We start from the raw sequence: 24,380 nt of genomic DNA, 5'->3' as shown, positions 1-24,380 counted from the left end.
CAATGAGACGGACGACACGTTATCCAGTGCAAGAAGCGAACTCTCTATGGCAAATTTATAAGACCGTTTCCTTCTGGAAGGTTGTAAAAAACTTTATTGTCATCCAACTAGCAAGGTACACACCATTTTTAAATATGAAAAACTGGTTGTATCGTACTTTTTTACGAATGGATGTAGGGGATCAAGCAGCCGTAGCCCTTATGGTTATGATGGACATTATGTTTCCTGAAAAAATAAAAATTGGACGTAATTCTGTCATTGGCTATAATACAACGATACTTGCTCATGAATATTTAATTAAGGAATACAGATTAGGTGAGGTTCGTATAGGAAGTAATGTCATGGTAGGAGCCAATTCTACTATTCTTCCAGGTGTTGAAATTGGCGATGGTGCCATTGTATCTGCAGGTACTCTCGTTCATAAGGATGTACCTCCTGGAGCATTTGTTGGTGGAAATCCCATGAAAATGATTAAAACGAAAGAGGAAAGAGAATCAGAAGAACAAAATGAGATGAGCTCCAATGAGGCATAAAATACATGCCTCATTGGAGTTTTCTTTTATTAATGTAATCCAGCAAGAAGTCTCCCACTCATGCAGAAAACAAGTTCTTAAAGATCAAACACAGCTCTTTAACATAGCTCATCCTTAGAAGTCTGTGAATTTAAAACATTCCAACTAAATTTATTATTATTGACGCCTAATTTAGTGTAAAGTAAGTATTAATGGTTGACGGCATTAGGAAAGCAATGTAGACTACTAATTAAATCTTTATTTCGTTATCACATTAGCGAACTAAAGTAACACTACGTTTTGATGATTAGTTCAAAGATATTCATTCCTTTAATACAAGTACAATAAAGAAATAATAATTAAACAAAATATAACGAGAACCAAATCAAAAAATGTCACAAAATTGTACGGAACCTGGTTAGTGACAGGAATGTGAATAGATAAAAACATTCACCAAATGTTCAGTAACCATGTCTGTGAAGAAACTGTGAAAATGGAGAATGAGGTGGAGTGGATGACGAAGTTGTTTATGTTTGAGAAACCTGTTGGGATGAAGGATACGCTTCCTGAGCTATATGAGCTTAAAAGACAGGTGAGAGATGCCATTGCAAAGGAAGTAAGCCAATGGGGATACTCGACGATTGAAACACCTACTTTAGAATTTTATGAAACGATTGGCGCAGCATCAGCCATCTTAGATCAACAGCTATTTAAGCTATTAGATCAAGAGGGAAATACGTTGGTGCTTCGTCCAGATATGACTGCACCAATTGCTAGAATTGCAGCATCAACAATGAGCTCGGCAGAACGGCCGTTACGCCTTACCTATGATGCACCCGTTTTCCGTTCCCAACAGCGGGAAGGTGGAAAGTCAGCAGAGTTTGAGCAAATCGGTGTGGAGCTAATAGGGGACAGATCTAATAGTGCCGATGGAGAAGTAATTGCCTTAATGATGTCCTCATTAGAAAAGGCAGGTCTAGAAAACTACCAAATGGCCATTGGACACATTGGCTTTGTTAATGCTTTCCTCTATGAAATCTTAGGAAATGAAACGCGTGTGGACGTATTCCGTCGTTATTTATATGAAAAAAATTATGTAGGATTCCGAAAAGAAGTAGAAGCACTCCCTCTTTCTTCGATTGACCAGCGAAGACTAAAAGAGCTCCTACGCCTAAAAGGTGGTCCTGAAGTCATTGAAAAAGCTAGAACATTAGTTGAAAGCCAGGAAGCAAAGAATGCCTTAAACCAGCTTGATCAGCTCAATGAGGTTCTTCATGCATACGACTTGTCGGAAAAGATAATCATCGATCTCAATCTCGTTATGCACATGAGCTACTACACAGGAACGGTCTTCGAGGCATATAGCGAAGGTCTTGGCTATCCATTGGGAAGCGGAGGTCGCTACGATGATCTTTTGGAGAAATTCAATCATCCTGAGCCTGCCACTGGCTTTGCCTTAATCGTGGATCGATTAACAGAAGCCCTTGGAAAAACAAAGGAGTCCATTGTAAACGATGTTTGTATTATTTTTAGCAACGAACGTCGAAAAGAAGCTATGAAGAAAGCACAAGAGCTACGAAAAGATAGCAATACTGTAATTATGCAGGATATTAAAGGAATTAATGATGTAGATACGTATTCCGCACAGTTTTCTGAAGTCATTTATTTTGTAGGATCTAACGGTAATGGAGGTGGTGCACGATGACAAAGGGGCAAGCAACCGGAGAAAAACAATTACTTACTGTAGCCATGCCAAAGGGACGGATTTTTGACGAAGCAGTATCCCTTCTAAGGAAAGCAAACTATCCTTTACCGCCAGAATTTGATGAATCTCGCAAGCTAATTATCGATTCCCCAGAAGCAGGGATGCGCTTTATTTTAGCAAAACCGATGGATGTTCCTACTTATGTAGAGCATGGTGTGGCAGATGTTGGAGTTGCGGGGAAAGATGTTTTAATAGAGGAAAAACGAGATGTATATGAAGTCTTGGATTTAAAAATAAGTGAATGCTATATGGCAGTAGCGGCACTTCCATCCTATAATCCGAAGGCAGATATTGCACCAAAAATTGCCTCTAAGTATCCTAATTTAGCCTCCAGCTATTTTCGTGAACAAGGGGAGCAGGTAGAAATTATTAAGCTTAACGGTTCTATCGAATTAGCACCAATTATTGGGCTAGCTGATCGAATCGTAGACATCGTATCCACTGGTCGAACATTAAAGGAGAACGGACTTGTGGAGATAGAAACGATGATTCCAATTACTTCACGGTTTATTGTTAATCCAGTAAGCTATCGGACAAAGTCCGCCCAAATAGATGATATGGTCGAAAGAATCTCTACTGTCATTGAAGGAGGTTCAGAGGAATCGTGAAAATTATCCCATTAACCAAGGACGTATCATTGAAGCGATCCATTGATCAAGGAACGACTTCTCAACGACAAGCAGTTAGTGAAATTGTAGATGCTGTGAAAAACGAAGGTGATCAAGCTATAGCAAGATATACGGAAAAGTTTGATCAAGTATCATTAGACTCTCTAGTTGTTACAGCTGAGGAGATTGAGGCTGCATACAAAAAGGTTAGTGACGAAACAATTCAAATTATTCGCGAGGCGCGGGACAATATACGTGATTTCCATGCTAGACAAGTGCAGCAATCATGGATGACTACTCAGCCAAATGGAACAATTCTTGGTCAAAAGGTGACACCGCTAGATGCAGTAGGAGTGTATGTTCCAGGAGGCCGTGCAGCATATCCATCCACGATTCTCATGAATGTTGTTCCAGCTCAGGTTGCCGGTGTAGAACGAATCGTAATGGTTTCCCCACCTCAAAAGGACGGATCATTAAATGACACGGTTCTCGTAACAGCAGCGGAGCTTGGAGTGAAAGAAATTTATAAGGTCGGTGGTGCACAAGGCATCGGAGCCTTAGCATATGGTACTGAAACGATTGCACCTGTAGATAAAATTGTCGGACCTGGAAACATTTATGTTGCTTTAGCGAAGCAACAGGTTTTTGGTACAGTAGCCATTGATATGATTGCTGGTCCAAGTGAAATTGTTGTATTAGCAGATGATACAGCTGAAGCACCTTTAGTGGCAGCAGATCTTTTATCTCAAGCAGAACATGATCCTATGGCCTCAGCCGTGTTTGTAACAACAAATGAGAAGTTAGCAGAAAATGTTGCAGCAGAAGTGACAAAGCAACTGGAAACATTACCGAAGCGAGATATAGCGGAAGAATCAGTTAGAGATTATGGAGCAATTTATGTTGCAAAAACTTTAGATGAGGCAGTGGATGCAGTAAATGAATTAGCACCAGAGCATCTAGAGATAGCAGTGGAGGATCCTTGGTTAGTATTACCAATGATTCGTCATGCTGGAGCAATATTTCTAGGGAAATATAGCACAGAGCCTGTTGGAGATTATTTTGCAGGTCCCAACCATGTACTCCCAACGAATGGGACGAGTCGCTTTTCAAGTCCTTTAAATGTGGAGGATTTTACGAAAAAATCAAGCATTATATCCTATAGCCAAAAAGCAATTGAAGAGCATGGGGAAAAAATATCCGCCTTTGCTCGTTTAGAAGGACTAGAAGCTCATGCCAGAGCAGTAGATTACCGACTAGGAAAAATCAAATAAATGAAGGCAATGTCACAAAAATGCCACGAACCATGTCCCTGAACATTTTCTGAACTTTCACGAAAATGTCAGGAAATTGTGCGGGAACAGGTCCCTGAACATTCTGTGACAGAATGGAGGAAGAGAATGGGAAATAAGCGTGAGGCTACAATTGAGAGAAAGACAAACGAAACGAATATTGCAGTGACTTTTAATGTAGATGGGACAGGAAAAGCAGAGTTAGATACAGACGTACCTTTCATGACTCATATGCTCGACCTGTTTACGAAGCACGGGCTATTTGATGCCAAAATTGTCGCTAAAGGTGACGTGGAAATTGATGATCACCACACCACAGAGGACGTTGGAATCGTATTAGGTGAAGCTTTGAAGCAAGCTCTTGGAGACAAGAAAGGAATCCGACGTTACGGAAATGCGTTCGTACCAATGGATGAGGCCCTGGCCCAAGTTGTTGTGGACCTCAGTAACCGTCCACACCTTGAATTTCGAGGAGAGCTTCCTGCACAAAAAGTAGGCACATTTGACACAGAGCTTGTGCACGAATTTCTTTGGAAGCTGGCACTGGAGGCAAGAATGAACCTTCATGTTATCGTGCATTACGGCCACAATACACACCATATTATCGAAGCGATTTTCAAAGCACTTGGTCGAGCTTTGGACGATGCCACACAGCTAGACCCACGTGTAACAGGAGTGCCGTCAACGAAAGGAAGTTTAACATGATTGGAATCGTAGATTATGGAATGGGAAACCTTCACAGTGTTACGAAAGGCCTTGAAAGAATCGGTCATTCCCCTTTTGTTTCTGAAAAAATAGAGGAACTTGAAAAGGCATCGAAAATCATTCTTCCTGGTGTAGGATCTTTCCGCGATGGCATGAGAGAACTGAAGGATAGAGGTCTCGATACATTTTTAAGGGATTGGGCTGAAACAGGCCGTCCTCTCCTCGGAATTTGTTTAGGGATGCAACTCCTATTTGAAGAAAGTGAAGAAAATGGTCCAACGACAGGGCTTTCCTTACTTCCAGGACATGTTGTTCGTTTTCCTGGAAAAACATCAACAGGTCAAGCATACAAAGTGCCTCATATGGGCTGGAACCGACTCAAGTTTCAACAGCCGGATCACCCAATTTTACAGGAGGTACCTACAGGGCACGTCTACTTCGTTCATTCCTATGTGGTAAACGCAGCAGAAAGTGTTCTAGTAGCTTCAACGGAGTACGGGGACCAGCTCGTTCCGGCAGTTGTGGGGCGAAACAACGTATGGGGGACCCAGTTTCATCCGGAAAAAAGCAGTGTCCTAGGCATGCAAATGCTCCGTAATTTTGCAAATGTAGTTGAGGTTGACCAGGAGGTGGCAAAGTAATGTTTACAATTTATCCAGCAATAGATATTCGAGGTGGGAAATGTGTCCGCCTGCTCCAAGGAGACTACGATAAGGAAACTGTTTATGGAGATTCTCCTTTTGAAATGGCAAAAAGCTTTGTAGAAAAAGGAGCACAATGGATTCACATGGTAGACCTTGATGGAGCAAAAAAAGGGGAACCAGTCAATCATGAGGTAGTGCTCCAAACAGCCCAAAAACTAGATGCGAAGGTGCAAATAGGTGGAGGCATTCGTACACGTGAGTCTGTAGCCAAATATTTAGATTCCGGCGTAAGTCGTGTCATACTCGGAAGCTCCGCAATATCTGATCCAGAGTTTGTAAAGGAAATGCTTCGTACATACGGTGGGCAACGTGTTGCTATTGGAATCGATGCCCGTGACGGCTATGTAGCTACACACGGTTGGCTGCAGACATCTGAAGTGAAGGCTGAGGAACTTGCCACAGAATTAGTGCAATATGGGGCAGAAACATTTATTATGACGGATATTTCAAGAGACGGGATGCTTTCAGGACCAAACGTAGAGGCGATAGCCAACCTTGGCCGGGTTACTGGAAAACAAGTGATTGCTTCAGGTGGCATGTCCGAGATGAAAGATGTTCAAGATCTTCTGGCACGATCCAATGACGGCATAGAAGGAGCTATCATCGGAAAAGCGTTATACACAGGTCGCATATCTCTTGAAGAAGCTTTATTGGAGGTGTCCAAGTAATGCTTACGAAACGAATTATACCGTGTCTTGATGTAAAAGAAGGACGGGTCGTAAAAGGGGTTCAATTCGTTAACCTTCGTGATGCAGGAGATCCTGTAGAGCTAGCTAAGTTTTATGATGAGCAAGGTGCTGATGAGTTGGTGTTTCTTGATATCTCTGCCTCTCACGAAGGTCGAGAAACGATGGTAGATGTGGTAGAGCAAGTTGCTGGAAAGCTAGCGATCCCATTTACGGTTGGTGGTGGAATTAATACGCTAGAGGATATGAAGCGGATCCTCCGAGCTGGGGCAGATAAAGTGTCCGTCAATACAGCTGCTGTACTTCGCCCCGAATTAATTAAAGAAGGAGCAGACTTTTTCGGATCTCAGTGCATTGTGTTAGCTGTAGATGCAAAGTGGGACGAAGAACTTGGCTCATGGCGAGTATATACTCATGGTGGCCGTCGAGCAACGGAACGAGAAGTTGTGGCTTGGGTGAAGGAAGCAGTGGAGCTTGGTGCTGGAGAGATATTGTTAACGAGCATGGATCAAGATGGAGAAAAATCAGGCTTTCACGTCTCGTTGACGAAGGCAGTAAGCGAAGCAGTATCTGTACCCGTTATCGCTTCAGGTGGTGCCGGGTCAAGTGAACATTTCTACGATGCTTTTGTCGATGGATTAGCAGATGCAGCCTTAGCAGCGTCTATCTTTCATTATAAAGAAACGTCCGTAGAAGAAGTGAAGGGGTATTTGAAGGAAAAGGGGCTGGAAATACGATGACAAATGTAAAGTTCGATAAAAATGCCGTTCAATTTGATGATAAGGGACTTGTTCCAGCAATCGTGCAAGATTACCAAACGAAAGAGGTTTTAACGTTAGCATACATGAATGAGGAGTCATTGACAAAAAGCTTAGAGACAGGAGAGACGTGGTTTTACAGTCGATCTCGTCAGGAACTTTGGCACAAAGGGGCAACCTCTGGTAATACGCAACGAATTGTGCAAATGCTTCTTGATTGCGACCAGGATGCCATCGTTGTGTTAGTGGAGCCAAGTGGCCCAGCGTGTCACGAAGGAACATTCACTTGCTTTACTGGAAAACTAGAAGGGGAACGTTTTGCAGAAGCAGCACCAGGTGAAAATGGGGGAGACACAGAATCCGAGAGTGCAGGATATGAACAACGAGCTGGTCGTTTTGCCATTATTGAGCAATTGGAGTCGGTTATTGCTGAACGGGAGGCAGAACGCCCTGAAGGTTCTTACACTACGTATTTATTTGACGAAGGGGTAGATAAGATCTTAAAAAAAGTAGGGGAAGAAGCAACAGAAGTAGTTATTGCTGCCAAAAACCGTTCGAAGGAAGAGCTTACTTGGGAAAGTGCTGACTTGCTTTATCATTGGCTAGTATTACTTAGAGAGCAAAAATTACCTTTAGACGCTGTGTTAAGACGATTAGCTGAAAGGCATGGGGAAAAATAACAATCTTCAACAGGAAAAGTCTTTTCTTGATAAATAGTTCATAGAAAAGACTTTTTTTTGTGGGTAAAAATTGCAATATATAAAAAAATCACACAATTTTTTCGAAACCATGTTAATATATTATGAAAGCGCTTACTTACATAATAGAGCAAATACATAACGATAAGCGTAAAAGGTCTGATGATTCTACTTAGGAGACGAATCATTATAATGAAAAGACCCTTATACAGTTTCACTAATGTTACATAAAATCTACAAGAAGGGAGATAAGTTGATAACTGCGCCAGGAATAGGTTTACAAACTAGCTTGTCAATGGAGAGGAGAAAAATATGAAGCAAATGAAACGAATAGGATATATGGCAATTATATTTGTATTTACCTTTATGAGTATTTTTTCTACAGCATCACTTAGTATTGTAGGAGCAAATCAATTTGAAAGTAGTACAACTACTGATGGAATGAATGGTATTTATGAAGCGGAAAATGCAAATTTCGATCTTGCTATTATTGACAATAAGCATGTTGGTTTTACTGGGACAGGCTTTGTAGATTATGTACCGAATGCACCAGGTGGATGGATTGAATGGACAGTGAATGTACCTGTTGATGGAGAATACACACTTGGTTTCCGCTATGCACATGGGGGAGGCGATTTACGTCCAAAGGAAATTGTGTTGAACGGTGAAGTCATCAACCCTGAATTACCCTTTGACCCTACTGGAGGTTGGAGTACGTGGGAGTATTCTTCCATGAAGGCAGACCTTGAACAGGGGGAGAACGTTATCCGGGCAATTGGAATTGCCCCAAGTGGTGGAGCAAATGTTGATCACCTTAAAGTAACGTTGGAATTTGATGAAATATTTGAAGCAGAAGAAGCTTTATTTGACGCTGCGATCATAGATGATAAACACCCAGGTTTTACAGGGACGGGCTTTGTAGACTATGTCCCAAATGCACCAGGTGGATGGATTGAATGGACAGTTGATATTCCGGTTGCAGGAGCATATTTCCTTGATTTCCGCTATGCTCATGGTGGAGGCGATTTACGTCCAAAGGAGATTGTGTTAAATGGTGAAGTGGTTGAACCAGAATTAGCCTTTGATCCTACAGGCGGGTGGTCAACATGGGGATATTCATCCATGGAAATAGACCTTACTGAAGGGGAAAACGTTATTCGTGCCATTGGTATAGCGCCAAGCGGTGGTGCTAACGTGGACCATTTGAGAGTTCATAATAAGGAACAAAACGAAAAAGACGACTCTATTGATCTAGAAGTTGTGGACTTGTTAGAGGTAATAACAGAAAATCAACTCAACGAATTTAAAGAGATGGGTCTTGTCGTTACAGATCAAGTGGTTGTGGAAGCCCCTATCAGTCTTCTTGCTTTTATGGCCTTAGTTAACGATGCGTTAGGGCTGAAAAAAGAAGAACAGTTTAAAAACTTAAGCTTACTTGATGAGATTTGGGGTGTTCCAGCACACAAATGGTACTCCTTTGTTTTAGAGACTGCAAAAGATGCAGGCTATATGGACAGCCTAATTCAAGGTGGCACATTAAACTACGAACAGACTATTACTCAAGGAGAAGCTGCAGCAATCATAGATGCGTTAGGTAAAACTGTCACAGGTTTAGATCAAGACACCGATGCCTTAACATGGGGAGAGGCAAAGGAAATAGCGGATAGTATTCGTCTAAATGATTTTGATCAACAAAATGTAGAGATCCTAGCTGTCAATGCTTTAGCCAACGATCTCGTTGCAGTAACACTAAATAGTTATTTTGAAAACTTTGATTATAATGATTTGGATGTATTAATAGCTACAAGACATTGGACGACAATGTCTCCAGGCTTTAGAAACATCCAAATTTCTAAAGCAGCAAAAGGAACGAACCAATTTGGACAAACAGTGTTGTTTTTCAAAAGCTTAGAAGAATGGGATGAAGCAGGGAACTTTAAAGGGGATTTACAGGAGCCAACTTTCACAGGCGATCTGGAAGCAGCCATTGAAAAAGCATATAATCTCGTTTCTTGGCAAATGGATCACGGTGGTTGGACAAAAGATATGGAAACGGAATATGGAACGCGATGGAATGGAAGTGCCCCGAGATCGAAGCAGATTTCAAATGGAAATGAACTAGGAACAATTGATAACGATGCTACATTTACGGAAATCCAGTTCCTTGCAGAGGTATACCAAGAAACAGGTGATGAAGTATTAAAAAATAGTATATTAAGAGGATTCTATTTCTTATTAAACATGCAATATCCTTCAGGTGGCTTCCCGCAAGTGTATCCGAAGCGTGGAAACCCTGGTTCTAGCGTTTATTATTCAAACTACGTTACCTTTAATGACGAAGCAATGGTGAATGCTTTACAATTGTGGGATGATGTTTTGGAACAAAGATATCCTTTTAATAATGATCTTGTTCCGGAGGAGTATTATAGTTTAGTAGAAAATTCTATGAATCGCGGATTGGATTATATTTTAAAATCTCAAATAGAAGTAGATGGTGTATTGACAGCATGGGGGCAACAGCATCATCCAGAAACGTATGAACCATTGACTGGACGTAGCTATGAGCTTCCTTCAATAACGGCTTATGAGTCAGTTGCCATTATCAATTTCCTCATGTCTCGACCAAATCAAACACCGGAAATTAGACATGCGATTAGAAGCGCCCTTGAATGGTTGGACGAGGTAAAAGTAGATGGCTATCGTTATTTTGGACGCGATCCTAATCAGGTGTACTTTATTGAGGATGATAATGCTACTATGTGGTACCGATTCTATGAAATTGGTACAAACAAACCAATTTTCTCCGGTCGTGACGGTGTAAAAAGATATAGTATTCACGAAGTCGAAATGGAGAGAATACATGGCTATGCGTGGGCTGGAAACTGGCCACAGCAATTAATGAGAACCAGTCAATTAACAGGTTATTTTGGGGATAAAATCTTTGTCCAAGTGGCAAATACAAATTCAGAGGATACACATGTTCGAACACTACAAAAGGACGATATCGTACGAATGAGTAGCATACAGCCAGTTGAGTTTAAAGAATTTGATTTAACACCTTTACCACTTCCGGGGATTCCTGATCCAATGGATGTGGACAATGGACAAGATCCAGAACCAGGACCAGGACCAGGTGATGGAGAACATATTCCTTTTATACCTGAAGGTTACGAAGGAATTGTCCTAGTAGATGAGAATTTTAACGATGTAGAAACAGGTTCGCAGCCTGCAGGATTTACATTTGGTGGGGATGAAGGTTCAGTAATGGAGTTGCCACATCGTACTGGAAAAGTATTAGAACTTCCAGCGTCTAACCAGGGCAATAGTTTTACAAAAGCCTTTGATGCTCAAGAGGGATTAATACTAGCCCAGCTTGATTTTATGCAACCTACTAGATCAAATGCGGCACATGTCATCGCTTTAGCGGATGCTAGTGGAACGGATGTTGTACGAATAGAAACCCGTGATCATCAATTTAAACCAAGATATCCAGACAATACCTTTATGGATAGTGGAATAGAAAATGAAAATGGTGTATGGAGAAATGTAGCCGTAATCGTAGATATTCCGGCACAATCATTCGATCTCTATATTGATGGAGAGCTAATCTTAGAAAATCAACCATTCTTTAATGAATCTACCCACATTTCCCAGGTGAGATCTCAAACACCAGGAAGTAGTGAACGAGAGCACTATGTAGATAACTTAAAAGTGATGGAGCTTGTTGAGAAAGAGGAGCCCGTTGAGAGTGGTAATGGACCTGATATTCCTGAAGGGTTTGAAGAAGTTGTACTTATAAATGAAAATTTCAATAGTGTAGAAACAGGTGCACAGCCTGCAGGATTTACATTTGGTGGGGATGAAGGTTTAGTAATGGAGTTACCACATCGTACTGGAAAAGTATTAGAACTTCCAGCGTCTAACCAGGGCAATAGTTTTGCAAAAGCCTTTGATGCTCAAGAAGGATTAGTACTAGCCCAGCTTGATTTTATGCAACCTACTAGATCAAATGCGGCACATGTCATCGCTTTAGCGGATGCTAGTGGAACGGATGTTGTACGAATAGAAACCCGCGATCATCAATTTAAACCAAGATATCCAGACAATACCTTTATGGATAGTGGAATAGAAAATGAAAATGGTGTATGGAGAAATGTAGCCGTAATCGTAGATATTCCGGCACAATCATTCGATCTCTATATTGATGGAGAGCTAATCTTAGAAAATCAACCATTCTTTAATGAATCTACCCACATTTCCCAGGTGAGATCTCAAACACCAGGAAGTAGTGAACGAGAGCACTATGTAGATAACTTAAAAGTTAGTGCTTTAGTAGAACAAGAAGAACCACCAGTGGAAGAACCACCAGTAGAGGAACCACCGGGTGAAGAGGAGCCGCCTGTGGATGAACCACCAGTAGAAGAGCCACCTGTAGAAGAACCACCTGTAGAACAGCCACCTGGAAATGATGAAGATCAGGAGAATGATCGTAAAGTAATTATTGGTGGTGTACAAACAGAGGTATCAGGAGGAGATAAGGTAAATATTCCAGGAACAAACTCGTATATTGTATTCCCTGAGGATTTACCTGCTGGTTCAAGTCTTACTGTAGAAGAGGTATTAGAAGCTGAACAGGGAGAATTGGTTAGTGGAACCACATTTGAAATTGCTGGTGACCTATACCGATTTAATTTCCATAATCCCAATGAAACTTCATTTGATGGTAGTTTCACTCTAATTTTTAATTATAATACAGATGTATATGAAGCTGGAGATATCCAAATCTATCACTTTAGTGGAGATACTGGACAATGGACACCAATCGAAAGTGTTGTAGATGCAACGGAAGGAACTGTTTCTGCAAATGTAACAAGCTTCTCGTTGTATGGTGTTTTAGCTCATGTTACTGAAGAAAATGAACCTTCTAACGGCTTGGATGGGGATGAGGAGAATGATGAGGATAAAGATCCTGTAGATGATTCAGACTCTAAATCTCCAAAAGAAGATGAGGAAGAAAAAACGGAAGATGATGGAACTGAAGAAAAGGCTGACGAAACAAAGGATGATACTTCTACAGAAGATGAAAAATCTGACGATGGAGAAGCGTTACCTGATACAGCCACAAATATGTATAACATGTTATTGGTAGGATTTATTTTACTAGCATTTGGAATGACAGCCGTGCTAGTGGGAAGAAACAGAATGGGTATTAACGTACAAAAATAAAAAAATAATTCGATTTATTAGGTGTCTCAAGGGAGTATATTATCCCTGAGGCATCTTTTTTTTATATCATAGTATCCATTAATCCCTTCATCCTAGAGGATTGAACAACTATTGTATTGGTTTCAGCGCCGTTGTTTAATGTGGGTTTGACGTGTTATACTGCAATTATTATATTATTGGTATTGGAAATTGTATTTACTCTTATATCCATTTGTCTAAGAAAAAGTAAAATGAAGTTAGGATTACAACGTACAATGTATTTTTTTTACGATTGGAGGCTCACATTATGTCTGAATTACATTCCAACAAAAAGGGACAAGTGATACCCTTTATGCAAGATGGTGGCTATTTTTACAAAAAAGGAATTGAAGCCTATCAAAACCGCCAAATTGATCAAGCCCTACAGTATATCGAGCGAGCCATTCGTATTGAACCTGAGGAGCCAGTTTTTGTTTGCCAGCTAGCAATTGTCCTATCTGAAAAAGGGGAATTTGAACGAGCAAATGACTTATTGCTAAAAATTGTTTCGGAAATTGATGAAACAATGGCAGAGTGTTATTTCTTTATGGCAAACAATTATGCTCATCTTGGGAAGTTTGATCTAGCAAAGCTACGTTTAAATAAGTATATACAGATGGAGCCAGAAGGTGAATTTTCTGAGGATGCACACTCCTTTCTATATATGCTTGAAGAGGAGCTCCTTTTTGGTGATGATGAAACTTCACTTTTTTCTTTTGAACCTTCAGAGCTTGAAAAAATTGTTGACTTGATAAATAAAGGTGAATATATTCAAGCGGAGAAAGAAGCAAGAGGTTATTTAATGGAAAATCCGAAAGATTGGGATGTTTATGCTTACCTTGCAGAATCTTTAATGTATCAAGGAGAGTTAGAGCATGCAAAATCAATCTTACAGGATCTTCTCATAAAGGATGAACCAAATTTTCTAGCTCAGTGTATTATGACTGTCCTTTTAACGAAGGAGGGACATAATAAACAACATGTTTGGGTAAAAAATATAGTTAACCTTAGACCGATTAAGGATTGGCATTGCTATTATTTAGCGAAAACTTTATATTTAGTTGGCGAATACAGTGTTTCCTATAAATGGTTTAAAAAGTTATTACATGAAAGTGATTTTAATAAGCTTCCAGCATATTTTCATCAAATGGCAGTAGTAGCTTGGAAAAACGGTTATTATAAAAAGTCACGGAAACTCTGGGAAAAGGTGAGAGATATTGACACTGAAAATGATATCATCGCGGAAACATTTTTAGAGCAATTATCCGTTCAAGAGGACAATATACTTCCTGACGATAACTGGTTTATTTATACAGAGCCAATTGATCTTTTAGAGACCATTGAGTAATTTAAAAGGGTAGCTATAAATGAAAGCCAATCAGTTTCACCTTTTGCTGGATGAGAACTTCTGTCGCTTGAGCTGTGTGAACTAGTTGACAGAAGTTTCGTCATACACATTCATAAATAAATGAACATACTGTGAACAATAAATGGATCCTGTATCATAACGAGACTTTCGTATGAGCAGGATTTTGGACTTCTTACACTTTTTTTTTTACAATATACACGAGATAAAAGAAAGTTGAAGTATTCGTTTGAGGTAGGTAAAGTTTTATTGGTTATACTATACTTTAGGTGGATCTTTAATAAAGAAAAAAAAGATAAATACAGAATGTTGAATAATAAGGGGATTAATAATAATTTTTCAAGCTAGGGAGTGGAATCAATGAACGAAGAACAAATTTATGACGTTGCCATAATCGGAGCAGGCCCAGCTGGTATGACAGCAGCTGTATACACATCTAGGGCAAATTTATCTACCGTGATGATTGAACGAGGTATCCCAGGTGGGCAAATGGCAAATACAGAGGATGTAGAAAATTATCCAGGTTACGAAAGTATTTTAGGACCAGATCTTTCGAATAAAATGTTTGAGCATGCTAAGAAATTTGGTGCTGAATATGCTTATGGTGACGTTAAGGAGATTGTTGACGGTAAAGAGTTTAAACGTATCGTTACAGGAAATGGAGAATATAAAGCACGTGCCGTTATTATTACTACTGGTGCAAAGTATAAGCATTTGGGAGTACCTGGTGAAACGGAATTAAGCGGTCGAGGCGTTTCTTATTGTGCCGTTTGTGATGGGGCCTTCTTTAAAAACAAAGAGTTAGTAGTAGTGGGTGGAGGAGATTCCGCCGTAGAAGAAGCTGTTTATCTTACAAGGTTTGCAAGTAAAGTGACAATTATCCATCGTCGCGATGAATTTCGTGCACAAAAAATACTTCAAGATCGTGCATTTTCCAATGAAAAAATTGACATCATTTGGAGTCATGTAGTAAAAGAAATTAATGGAAAAGATAACAAAGTTGCTAGTGTAACACTAGTAAACAAAAAGGATGGATCTGAAAGAGAATTTAAAACTGATGGAGTATTCATCTATATTGGAATGTTACCTATAAATGAACCATTCCTAAATCTAGGTATTACAAATGCAGATGGTTATGTTGAAACAAATGATGAGATGGAAACGAAGATACCAGGAATCTTTGCAGCGGGAGATATTAGAGAAAAAACGTTACGTCAAATCGTTACAGCAACTGGTGATGGTAGTATTGCTGCACAAACAGCTCAACATTATGTTGAGAATTTAATGGAAGAATTAGAAGCTGCAAAACATAGTTAACGACATTATATAGGTTAATAAAGTTTGTGAAAAAAATTTAAAATCAATCAATTTTCAACAGATCAAATTACATTTTATTTGGTCTGTTTTTTCTTTTTTCAATTTATGTTAGTGTAAGGGTGTGTACAAACTGTATTACAATTTTTTTTTATCTGTTATATATGTGGAATGTAAAAAGGTTATCTCTTTTTTCATAATGTTAAAAGACGAACGACAAATTATAATAAAAAGTAATTGTCACTTAACCCTATTGTAACAATGCTGAAATATAAAATGGATATGATATAAATAAGTAATTGACCCCCTTTTTTATATATTATTTTTTGCACGAGTATTCACTCGTGCTATTTTTTTGTTTTGTTTACCACTTATCCAAAAAAAACCATTTTACATAGTTTTTGCAGATGGTTGAAAGAAATAAGATGTAGTATAATTTGTGTATAAGCTGTTATATTATAACAACCGATTTTTTAATCTAAAGGGAATGACAAAATAACAAAACTTTCAAGGAGAAGTGGAGGACAATAGCACTTCAAGATCTTCATTGAATAGTATGAAGAGATGTCATTTGTAATAATTAATGAAAAAATTGTGAATTCATATTATAAAGAAAGAGATCGCAGTTCACTTATTCCTTCTATGCTCCATTTCAATGGTATAATAAATTATCACTTAATAGTAAATAGGGATAGATGGATCTCATAGTTTGAGGTGAGAATATTGCAGCGAGTTACCAATTGTATTTTACTTAAGGATAACCAGGCTTTGTCATTAAAAAAACCAAGTCGTGGATGGTGGGTTGCACCAGGTGGGAAGATGGAAGTTGGTGAATCCATTCGAGAAAGTGTGAAAAGAGAGTTTTATGAAGAGACAGGATTAAAATTAATCGATCCAGAACTAAAGGGAATTTTCACTATTGTAGTGGAAGAAGAAAATGAAGTCATCGATGAATGGATGATGTTTACATTTTTTTCAACACAGTTTACTGGAGAACTATTAGAAAATTCCCCAGAAGGACTACTAGCTTGGCAACCAATTCAATCCCTACAACAATTACCTATGGCTCCTGGGGATTACTTTATTTTTGATCATATATTACAAAATAAAGAAATCATGTACGGTACATTTGTTTATACAAAAGAATTTAAGCTATTAGATTACCGATTGGATAGTAACCTTAATAATGATAAAACGAATATTTAAAAATGAAAATAATATTTCATTAGAACAGAAAGGTGGGGTTAACATGGATCAAAATGTAGATTCGAATCAGACTTCTCAAGATTTAGAGCTTGTCATTATTACAGGAATGTCTGGTGCAGGGAAAACTGTAGCAGTACAAAGCTTTGAGGATATGGGATATTTCTGTGTAGATAATCTACCACCAGCATTAATCCCAAAATTTATTGACCTTGTTGAAGGGTCAGGTGGAAAAATGCAAAAGGTAGCTCTCGTCATTGATTTAAGAGGAAGAGAGTTCTTTGATCAATTATTTGGAGCTATAGATACGATTGGAAGAGAATCAAAGGTAGTTCCTCAAATTTTGTTTTTAGATTCCAAAGATAATGTTTTAGTTAGACGATATAAAGAAACACGACGTTCTCATCCTCTTGCTGGAGGTGGTCCTCCACTTGAAGGAATACAGATTGAACGGAATCTATTAGATGACTTAAAGGGACAGGCACAAATGATCGTCGATACAAGTGATTTAAAGCCTGTACATTTAAGAGAACGGATTATTCAACGTTTTTCTTCTGATAAACAGGTGTTTAATGTGCAAATATTATCATTTGGATATAAGCACGGCATCCCGATTGATGCAGACTTAGTTTTTGATGTGAGATTTCTACCAAACCCCCATTATATTGATCATTTGCGTCCTAAAACCGGACTAGATAAACAAGTGTCTGATTATGTGTTAAAATGGTCAGAAACACAGCAATTTATTGAAAAACTAAATGACTTATTAGAATATATGCTCCCTCATTATAAAAGAGAGGGAAAAAGTCAGCTTGTAGTAGCTATTGGTTGTACTGGAGGAAAACATCGATCCGTAACATTAGCTGAATTTTTCAAGTCGAAATTAGCAGAAGATGGATACTATACGTATGTTACCCATCGAGATACTGAGAAAGGAAAGCTAGAAGGTTGAAAAAGGCGAATGTTGTTGTTATAGGTGGAGGCACTGGCTTATCTGTTCTGTTAAGAGGATTGAAAACCTTTCCAGTGGATATAACTGCTATTGTAACGGTGGCAGATGATGGTGGTAGCTCTGGGAGATTAAGGAAAGAATTGAGAATACCTCCTCCTGGAGATGTAAGAAATGTTCTGATTGCATTGTCTGAAGTGGAGCCATTAGTGGAACAGCTATTTCAGCATCGTTTTAAAAATGGTAGTGGGTTATCCGGTCATTCCCTTGGTAATTTATTATTAGCGGGTATGACGTCTATAACGGGGGACTTTGCTAGAGGTGTACAAGAAATAAGTAGAGTCTTGAATGTGAAAGGTAAAGTACTTCCAGCAGCTAACGAGGAAATAATTCTTCACGCTGAATTAGAAGATGGGACCTTTGTAGAAGGAGAATCTAATATTCCATTAGCAGGAAAACGAATTAAAAGAGTATATTTAGAGCCTTCTCACCCTGAGCCACTGCAAGAAACGTTGCTTGCATTAGAAAAAGCTGATTTAATTGTATTGGGACCTGGAAGTTTATACACTAGTATTATTCCAAACTTACTGGTGCCACAAATTTCAGATGTTATAAAGAAATCAAAAGCCTGGAAGATATATATATGTAATGTCATGACCCAACCTGGCGAAACAAAAGGCTTTACTGCAGGAGATCATGTGCAAGCCATTTATGATCATGTTGGAAGTCAAATATTAAATGCAATTATCGTAAATAAACAGAAAATACCTTATTCTTATGCCAAAAGGTATGGGGATGAGGGTGCAGAGTTTGTAGAAGTAGATGAAACAAGACTACAAAAAATGGGAATAGAGATTGTGGATGATGAATTACTGTTTTTTGATAATTACTTCTTAAGGCATGATGCATTGAAGCTTTCACAGCGACTATTATCTATGCTTTAATAAAATAGATATGTTGAAATTACTTGTATTTTATGTGTTGAAAAGAAAAATTTGGGGGTGAGGGGATGTCTTTTGCTTCCATGACCAAGAAAGAATTAACCCAGTTAGAAGGGGACGAATGTTGCTCCAAAGCAGAACTAGCAGCGTTAATTCGAATGAATGGGTCTATTTCATTACGAAATATGGAAATAACTTTAGATATTCAAACTGAAAATGCAGCAATTGCAAGGCGAATCTACACTTTAATAAAAGCGCTTTATGAAGTTCATGTCGAACTACTTGTCCGTAAAAAAATGCGTTTAAAAAAGAATAATGTATATGTAGTACGAATTTTAAAGAAAGCAAGATTAATGTTAGAGGATCTAAAAATTGTAGATAATACTTTTATATTCACTAGAGAAATTGCAGATTCTTTAATTGAAGAGGAATGCTGTAAACGAGCATATTTAAGAGGTGCTTTTTTAGCAGGTGGTTCAGTGAACCATCCTGAAACGTCTTCCTATCATCTAGAAATCTTTTCGTTTTATGAGGAACATAATGAATCGTTGTGCAAGCTTATGAATACTTTTCATTTAAACGCAAAGACATTAGAACGAAAGAAAGGTTTTATTCTCTATCTAAAAGAAGGAGAAAAAATTAGTGAATTTCTTAATATAATTGGTGCCCACCAAGCACTACTAAGATTCGAAGATGTTAGAATAATGAAGGATATGAGAAATTCAGTTAATCGCTTAGTAAATTGTGAAACAGCTAATTTAAACAAAACTGTTGGAGCAGCTATTCGTCAGGTTGAAAACATCCGTTTTATTAAGCAAGAAGTAGGCTTAGAGGTTTTACCAGACAAGCTAAAGGAAATTGCTGAACTACGATTAGAACACCAAGACGTTACACTAAAAGAGCTAGGAGAAATGGTTTCAACAGGAAATGTAAGTAAATCAGGTGTAAATCACCGTTTAAGAAAAATAGATGAATTTGCAAATAAATTAAGAGCAGGAGAAAAAATTTAACCTTCTCGACTATTAATAAATATGGAAGCGCTTGAAGTTTAAAACTCAAATTGGAAGATAACAAATTTAAAATGAAATTAACGAATGGAGAGGATAAAAAATGATTGAAAAAACAGTAGTAGTAAAAAGGAAAAGTGGTTTACAGGCTCGACCAGCAGCAATGTTTGTGCAAGAAGCTAATCGATTTAATTCAGACGTTTTTATTGAAAGAGAAGGTAAGAAAGTAAACGCTAAAAGTATTATGGGTATAATGAGTCTTGCTATAAGCACGAATAAAGAAATAACGATTACAGTTGATGGAAATGATGAAGAAGCTGCAATGGAATCTTTAATCGCTTTCATTAATGAAGAAGAATAATAAAGGAACGAGATAGACGGATGAAGGAATCGTTCGTCTATTTTTTGTGTTCTTCTAATGTTTTTGTTGTGAAGTTTGTAAAAAGAATTAGTAGCCCTTTTACAATAAGTGAAACTTGCTCCACTGGAGTTACTGCCTTCCACTCCTGAACTAACGCTTATTTTCAGGGGAGATTTCTCATGCTAGTGGAGGTTTGCACCATGGGGGATGGAAATGTTCTTTCAAAGCAATAACATTATAGTGGTTTTATTGCTTTTCAGTCGTCCACAAGTTTCCTATTGTACCGCAAATTGTAAGAATATTGCTTACAGGCAAAGAGGAAGTAGCCAGCGTGCCTGCAAAGAGTGAAAAAGAGGTTTGCAGGCACGGAGGAAGTAGCCAGCGTTCCTGCAAAGGGTGAAAAAAAGGTTTGTAGGCACGGAGGAAGTAGCCAGCGTTCCTGCAAAGGGTGAAAAAGAGGTTTGCGGTAACAGAGGAAGTAGCCACCGTTCCTACAAAGGGTGAAAAAGAGGTTTGCGGTAACAGAGGAAGTAGCCACCGTTCCTGCAAAGGGTGAAAAAGAGGTTTGCGGTAACAGAGGAAGTAGCCAGCGTTCCTGCAAAGGGTGAAAAAGAGGTTTGCGGTAACAGAGGAAGTAGCCAGCGTTCCTGCAAAGAGTGAAAAAGAGATATGCAGGCACAGAGGAAGTAGCCACCGTTCCTGCAAAGGGTGAAAAAGAGATATGCAGGCACAGAGGAAGTAGCCACCGTTCCTGCAAAGAGTGAAAAAAGGTTTGCGGTAACAGAGGAAGTAGCCAGCGTTCCTGCAAAGGGTGAAAAAGAGGTTTGCGGTAACAGAGGAAGTAGCCAGCGTTCCTGCAAAGAGTGAAAAAGAGGTTTGCGGTAACAGAGGAAGTAGCCAGCGTTCCTGCAAAGAGTGAAAAAGAGATATGCAGGCACAGAGGAAGTAGCCACCGTTCCTGCAAAGAGAGCAAAGGATTAGCAGAAAGCTTCTTAGCTACCGCATTTCATGATTTCCTGCTTTCCGGTAGTCAAGCCTTTTCTAGAGTGCTTCATTTGCTTATTTCCCTGCTTTCCTAGCTTCTAGAACGCTTCATGAAGTGTCGGTACCTTACCAGTTGCTGATCCCGCTGGAGTCGTCACCCTTCACTACTGAACTAATACTTATTTTCAGGGTAGACCGCCGATGCAAGTGAAGATTTGCACCATGAAGTATGAAAATAATCATTTTTGTCTATACTTCATTTTGCTTTTATAACAGCTATTTTCAGGGTAGACCGCCCATGCAATTTATTCTTACTGCATTTTTGTTTTCCCATCATTTGCGGGAACAATAGCGAGTCTTCTTTCGTATTTTCAGGGTAGAGCCATAAAACAAAGAAGCCATCAAATAGCAATTAGCTTAATGATGGCTTCATATTTATTTCCATTTAAATCTACTACCGTATGTAATGGTTTAAGATTGCTTTTTCTCCATTACATCATCAATTAATCCATATTTCTTTGCTTCTAAAGCAGTCATGAAGTTATCACGATCTGTATCACGTTCAATTACCTCTAATGGTTGGCCAGTACGTTGAGAAAGGATTTCATTCAGCTTTTTCTTCATTTCTACAATACGTCTTGCGTGGATTTCAATATCCGTAGCTTGCCCCTGTGCGCCACCTAATGGTTGATGAATCATTACTTCACTATTAGGCAAGGCAAAACGTTTCCCAGGCTCACCTGCTGCTAAAAGAAAAGCACCCATAGAAGCAGCCATACCAATACAAATCGTTTGAACCTTTGGATTAATGAATTGCATCGTGTCGTATATAGCCATTCCGGCAGTGATAGATCCTCCAGGGCTGTTGATGTAAAGAGATATATCTTTTTCTGGATCATCTGCAGCTAAAAATAGTAGTTGAGCTACAATGGAATTTGCAACATTGTCATCAATGGCAGATCCAAGCATGATAATACGATCCTTTAACAAGCGAGAATAAATGTCATAAGCTCTTTCACCGCGATTTGTTTGTTCAATTACTGTTGGGACTAAATTCATTAGTACTCCTCCTTTGTCTAAACTAAATATATGTGGTTAAGACTTTCATGATTACTATTTCAAGCTTATCATAATCTAAAAGGTCAATGAAGGTCAAATATTTTGATTAAAGAAATCTTTCCTTTTTTCGACACTCATGCTTTTTACGAATCAGCTTCAAAATCTAAAACCATTACTACATCATATCCGAAAATCTACCTTTTCAAACTTAAATACTACCTATAATTTAGATCACAGTTCTAATGTAATAATTTGAAAACGTTTACATAGTATCTGTTATTAGAGTTATTCGTGTATAATAACCCATAAGGGGGATGGCTTTATGAATATGGATTTTGGCTTATTTCAACAGCAATCAATGAAGCTAGTCATGACTAATGAGTTGCGCCAAGCAATAACCATATTGCAATACTCTGTTTTAGAGCTAACTCACTATTTGCATGAGCAGCAGTTAGAAAATCCACTAATTGAATTGAAGGACAGCGAATCTCACTCTATGACGAAGGTAGAGAATATGAAAATAACAAACTCCCATCCTGACACCAGTGGAAAGTTTCAAGGACAAGATGATACTTATTCTGGCATTGATCATCTTAGTGTTGAAAGGGATGGATTACAAGAATTTTTATTAAACCAAATCCGCTTCTTAAATATTGACGATCATATAAAGAAAATTGTTACTTACCTGGCTTGTTGTGTCGATGAAAATGGATATTTGCAGCTTTCACCAAATGAATTGGCAGTGGAACTGAACGGGCCAACGTCATTAATTGAAGAAGGCATTTCTGTTTTGCAAAGCTTAGAACCTTATGGGATTGGTGCGTCATCCTTAAAAGAATGTTTATTAATTCAATTAAATCATCTAGGTGTAAGAGATGTTTTAGCTGAAAGAATTGTTGAACACCACTTAGATTTATTAGGGGAAAGAAAGTTTAAACAAATTGCAGCTATAGAAAAAGCAGATATAGAAGACATCTATTATATTGCAAATTTTATCCAAACTTTAAACCCGAAGCCAGGAACCTTATTTAATCACGAACCTGCAAAATATGTTGTTCCAGACGTGACTGTTTTAAAAAATAACGATGGGTTTGATGTGGTTTTAAATGAAGAATATATGCCGAAAATGACAATGAACCGTCGTTACGAGGCTCTTCTTAAAAATGAAGATGCTGAAGTAAATGAATATGTGAAACGAAAATACGAACAGTTTCAATGGATAAAAAAAAGCATTGAACAACGTCAAAGAACGATAGTGAATGTAACGAGGGCCATTATGTCCTATCAAGTGGATTTTTTGAAGCATGGACCTACTCATCTATCTCCACTAACATTAAAAATGATTGCAGATGAGGTGCAGGTTCATGAATCGACTGTATCAAGAGTAACGACTCAAAAATATGTTCAAACACCTAAGGGGTTATTTGAATTAAAATATTTCTTTACCTCTTCCGTTGGTAAAAATTCAGAGGAATCCAATTCCTCAGAGAAAGTGAAGAGTTATTTAAAAAGACTAGTTGAAGAAGAAAAGAAACAAGCACCATTATCTGATCAAAAACTATCTGAAAAATTGAAGGAACAATTTGGAATAACGGTTTCTCGACGAACGGTTGCGAAATATAGAGAACAGATGAACATTCCATCTTCTAAAAAGCGAAAATCCTTTTTTTTGTAAAATATATTTTGCATTCTTGAAGGGAAATTAGATTAAATCAAAATTTTTCGTTATAAACGTTAAGGAGAATATTACTGTGAGAACACTATACTTTTATACAAAAACTGGTTGTCCACTTTGCGATAAAGGATTGGCAACGTTAAAAAGCTTAAATGGCAGTAAGGAGACATTTCACATTGTGGAACGGGATATATATAAATCAGATGAATGGCTAGAAAAGTATCAAATTCGTATTCCCGTAGTAGAAGACGATAATGGAACAGTACTAGACGAAGGAATACTATCGAGGGAAGTTTTACTGGATAAGATGAAGTACTTATCCAAATGAAGTCTACCCTGAATATAGATAATACTAATAGGATCAATAACAAAGTATTTTTTCATTCCCATGATGCAAGATTTCCCTGCGTGTAAATCTACCAACTGTCCAAAATATGAGTTATCAACAAAAAGTTCACATGTTTGCCCTTGCTCGACAATCATTTCCTTGATACAATGATTGAGGAAGTTTAAGAAAAGCTTTCCAAATTGTTGTACATAGAAATGATCTTT

At 38.3% G+C, this 24,380-nt stretch carries 22 protein-coding genes; 21 read left to right on the top strand and 1 reads right to left on the bottom strand.

Annotated elements, in window-relative coordinates; all coding sequences use genetic code 11:
* The first annotated feature begins 2 nt into the window (after positions 1-2).
* The 19 genes from QA612_RS03880 to QA612_RS03790 all read left to right on the top strand — a co-directional run bounded on the left by QA612_RS03880 (position 3) and on the right by QA612_RS03790 (position 21,189).
* Complete coding sequence (locus QA612_RS03880) at positions 3-533, top strand: acyltransferase (protein ID WP_278282448.1); 531 nt, start codon at positions 3-5, stop codon at positions 531-533.
* 493 nt (positions 534-1,026) lie between these two features.
* The gene (locus QA612_RS03875) at positions 1,027-2,217 is read left to right on the top strand and encodes an ATP phosphoribosyltransferase regulatory subunit (RefSeq protein ID WP_278282447.1); all 1,191 of its coding nucleotides are present in this window, start codon (positions 1,027-1,029) and stop codon (positions 2,215-2,217) included.
* A complete protein-coding gene (gene hisG / locus QA612_RS03870) occupies positions 2,214-2,885 on the top strand; it encodes an ATP phosphoribosyltransferase (RefSeq protein WP_278282446.1) in 672 nt (223 codons plus the stop codon). The genes QA612_RS03875 and hisG overlap by 4 nt, the downstream gene beginning before the upstream one ends.
* Positions 2,882-4,156, top strand: a complete 1,275-nt coding sequence (gene hisD / locus QA612_RS03865) for a histidinol dehydrogenase (protein ID WP_278282445.1) — start codon at positions 2,882-2,884, stop codon at positions 4,154-4,156. The genes hisG and hisD overlap by 4 nt, the downstream gene beginning before the upstream one ends.
* A 126-nt stretch (positions 4,157-4,282) precedes the next feature.
* Complete coding sequence (gene hisB / locus QA612_RS03860; protein WP_278282444.1) at positions 4,283-4,879, top strand: imidazoleglycerol-phosphate dehydratase HisB; 597 nt, start codon at positions 4,283-4,285, stop codon at positions 4,877-4,879.
* Positions 4,876-5,520, top strand: coding sequence for an imidazole glycerol phosphate synthase subunit HisH (hisH, locus tag QA612_RS03855; protein WP_278282443.1), 645 nt, complete (start codon positions 4,876-4,878; stop codon positions 5,518-5,520). The genes hisB and hisH overlap by 4 nt, the downstream gene beginning before the upstream one ends.
* Positions 5,520-6,251: a 1-(5-phosphoribosyl)-5-[(5-phosphoribosylamino)methylideneamino]imidazole-4-carboxamide isomerase gene (gene hisA, locus QA612_RS03850; protein ID WP_278282442.1), complete on the top strand. Its 732-nt coding sequence runs from the start codon at positions 5,520-5,522 to the stop codon at positions 6,249-6,251. The genes hisH and hisA overlap by 1 nt, the downstream gene beginning before the upstream one ends.
* Positions 6,251-7,009: an imidazole glycerol phosphate synthase subunit HisF gene (gene hisF, locus QA612_RS03845; protein ID WP_278282441.1), complete on the top strand. Its 759-nt coding sequence runs from the start codon at positions 6,251-6,253 to the stop codon at positions 7,007-7,009. Before hisA ends, hisF begins: the two co-directional genes overlap by 1 nt.
* Complete coding sequence (gene hisIE, locus QA612_RS03840) at positions 7,006-7,707, top strand: bifunctional phosphoribosyl-AMP cyclohydrolase/phosphoribosyl-ATP diphosphatase HisIE (RefSeq protein ID WP_278282440.1); 702 nt, start codon at positions 7,006-7,008, stop codon at positions 7,705-7,707. Before hisF ends, hisIE begins: the two co-directional genes overlap by 4 nt.
* Positions 7,708-8,037: 330 nt before the next feature.
* Positions 8,038-12,951, top strand: a complete 4,914-nt coding sequence (pelA, locus tag QA612_RS03835; RefSeq protein ID WP_278282439.1) for a pectate lyase — start codon at positions 8,038-8,040, stop codon at positions 12,949-12,951.
* Positions 12,952-13,237: 286 nt separating this feature from the next.
* Complete coding sequence (locus tag QA612_RS03830) at positions 13,238-14,317, top strand: tetratricopeptide repeat protein (protein WP_278282438.1); 1,080 nt, start codon at positions 13,238-13,240, stop codon at positions 14,315-14,317.
* A gap of 378 nt (positions 14,318-14,695) precedes the next feature.
* The gene (gene trxB / locus QA612_RS03825; protein WP_278282437.1) at positions 14,696-15,652 is read left to right on the top strand and encodes a thioredoxin-disulfide reductase; all 957 of its coding nucleotides are present in this window, start codon (positions 14,696-14,698) and stop codon (positions 15,650-15,652) included.
* A 720-nt stretch (positions 15,653-16,372) separates the two neighbouring features.
* Positions 16,373-16,855, top strand: a complete 483-nt coding sequence (locus QA612_RS03820; RefSeq protein WP_278282436.1) for an NUDIX hydrolase — start codon at positions 16,373-16,375, stop codon at positions 16,853-16,855.
* A gap of 43 nt (positions 16,856-16,898) precedes the next feature.
* Complete coding sequence (gene rapZ, locus QA612_RS03815) at positions 16,899-17,804, top strand: RNase adapter RapZ (protein WP_278282435.1); 906 nt, start codon at positions 16,899-16,901, stop codon at positions 17,802-17,804.
* Positions 17,801-18,745: a gluconeogenesis factor YvcK family protein gene (locus QA612_RS03810; RefSeq protein WP_278282434.1), complete on the top strand. Its 945-nt coding sequence runs from the start codon at positions 17,801-17,803 to the stop codon at positions 18,743-18,745. Before rapZ ends, QA612_RS03810 begins: the two co-directional genes overlap by 4 nt.
* Positions 18,746-18,810: 65 nt before the next feature.
* On the top strand, positions 18,811-19,752 hold the full coding sequence (whiA, locus tag QA612_RS03805) for a DNA-binding protein WhiA (RefSeq protein WP_278282433.1): 942 nt from the start codon (positions 18,811-18,813) through the stop codon (positions 19,750-19,752).
* Positions 19,753-19,852: 100 nt separating this feature from the next.
* Positions 19,853-20,110 carry an HPr family phosphocarrier protein gene (locus tag QA612_RS03800; RefSeq protein ID WP_278282432.1) on the top strand — a complete coding sequence of 86 codons (258 nt, stop codon included), beginning with the start codon at positions 19,853-19,855 and terminating at the stop codon, positions 20,108-20,110.
* A 708-nt stretch (positions 20,111-20,818) separates the two neighbouring features.
* On the top strand, positions 20,819-20,977 hold the full coding sequence (locus tag QA612_RS03795; RefSeq protein WP_278282431.1) for a hypothetical protein: 159 nt from the start codon (positions 20,819-20,821) through the stop codon (positions 20,975-20,977).
* Positions 20,974-21,189 (top strand): hypothetical protein, encoded by a 216-nt coding sequence (locus tag QA612_RS03790; protein ID WP_278282430.1) that lies wholly within the window; start codon positions 20,974-20,976, stop codon positions 21,187-21,189. Before QA612_RS03795 ends, QA612_RS03790 begins: the two co-directional genes overlap by 4 nt.
* Before the next feature lie 376 nt (positions 21,190-21,565).
* Here the strand turns inward: QA612_RS03790 and clpP are convergent, their stop codons facing one another.
* Positions 21,566-22,153: an ATP-dependent Clp endopeptidase proteolytic subunit ClpP gene (clpP, locus tag QA612_RS03785; RefSeq protein WP_278282429.1), complete on the bottom strand. Its 588-nt coding sequence runs from the start codon at positions 22,151-22,153 to the stop codon at positions 21,566-21,568.
* 322 nt (positions 22,154-22,475) lie between these two features.
* On the opposite strand from clpP, the gene rpoN reads away from it, so the two are divergent.
* Positions 22,476-23,828: an RNA polymerase factor sigma-54 gene (gene rpoN / locus QA612_RS03780; protein WP_278282428.1), complete on the top strand. Its 1,353-nt coding sequence runs from the start codon at positions 22,476-22,478 to the stop codon at positions 23,826-23,828.
* Positions 23,829-23,904: 76 nt separating this feature from the next.
* Complete coding sequence (locus tag QA612_RS03775) at positions 23,905-24,156, top strand: glutaredoxin family protein (RefSeq protein ID WP_278282427.1); 252 nt, start codon at positions 23,905-23,907, stop codon at positions 24,154-24,156.
* Positions 24,157-24,380 lie beyond the last annotated feature (224 nt).

Origin of the sequence: Evansella sp. AB-P1, assembly GCF_029688925.1 — a bacterium.
GTDB lineage: Bacteria > Bacillota > Bacilli > Bacillales > Salisediminibacteriaceae > Evansella.
This window is presented reverse-complemented; position numbering and strand designations above follow the sequence as displayed.

Bases quoted from the DNA above. Each gene is read 5' to 3' on its own strand.
- QA612_RS03880 (WP_278282448.1), top strand. From the start codon at position 3: ATGAGACGGACGACACGTTATCCAGTGCAAGAAGCGAACTCTCTATGG.
- QA612_RS03875 (WP_278282447.1), top strand. From the start codon at position 1,027: ATGACGAAGTTGTTTATGTTTGAGAAACCTGTTGGGATGAAGGATACG.
- hisG (WP_278282446.1), top strand. From the start codon at position 2,214: ATGACAAAGGGGCAAGCAACCGGAGAAAAACAATTACTTACTGTAGCC.
- hisB (WP_278282444.1), top strand. From the start codon at position 4,283: ATGGGAAATAAGCGTGAGGCTACAATTGAGAGAAAGACAAACGAAACG.
- hisH (WP_278282443.1), top strand. From the start codon at position 4,876: ATGATTGGAATCGTAGATTATGGAATGGGAAACCTTCACAGTGTTACG.
- hisA (WP_278282442.1), top strand. From the start codon at position 5,520: ATGTTTACAATTTATCCAGCAATAGATATTCGAGGTGGGAAATGTGTC.
- hisF (WP_278282441.1), top strand. From the start codon at position 6,251: ATGCTTACGAAACGAATTATACCGTGTCTTGATGTAAAAGAAGGACGG.
- hisIE (WP_278282440.1), top strand. From the start codon at position 7,006: ATGACAAATGTAAAGTTCGATAAAAATGCCGTTCAATTTGATGATAAG.
- pelA (WP_278282439.1), top strand. From the start codon at position 8,038: ATGAAGCAAATGAAACGAATAGGATATATGGCAATTATATTTGTATTT.
- QA612_RS03830 (WP_278282438.1), top strand. From the start codon at position 13,238: ATGTCTGAATTACATTCCAACAAAAAGGGACAAGTGATACCCTTTATG.
- trxB (WP_278282437.1), top strand. From the start codon at position 14,696: ATGAACGAAGAACAAATTTATGACGTTGCCATAATCGGAGCAGGCCCA.
- rapZ (WP_278282435.1), top strand. From the start codon at position 16,899: ATGGATCAAAATGTAGATTCGAATCAGACTTCTCAAGATTTAGAGCTT.
- whiA (WP_278282433.1), top strand. From the start codon at position 18,811: ATGTCTTTTGCTTCCATGACCAAGAAAGAATTAACCCAGTTAGAAGGG.
- QA612_RS03800 (WP_278282432.1), top strand. From the start codon at position 19,853: ATGATTGAAAAAACAGTAGTAGTAAAAAGGAAAAGTGGTTTACAGGCT.
- clpP (WP_278282429.1), bottom strand. From the start codon at position 22,153: ATGAATTTAGTCCCAACAGTAATTGAACAAACAAATCGCGGTGAAAGA.
- rpoN (WP_278282428.1), top strand. From the start codon at position 22,476: ATGAATATGGATTTTGGCTTATTTCAACAGCAATCAATGAAGCTAGTC.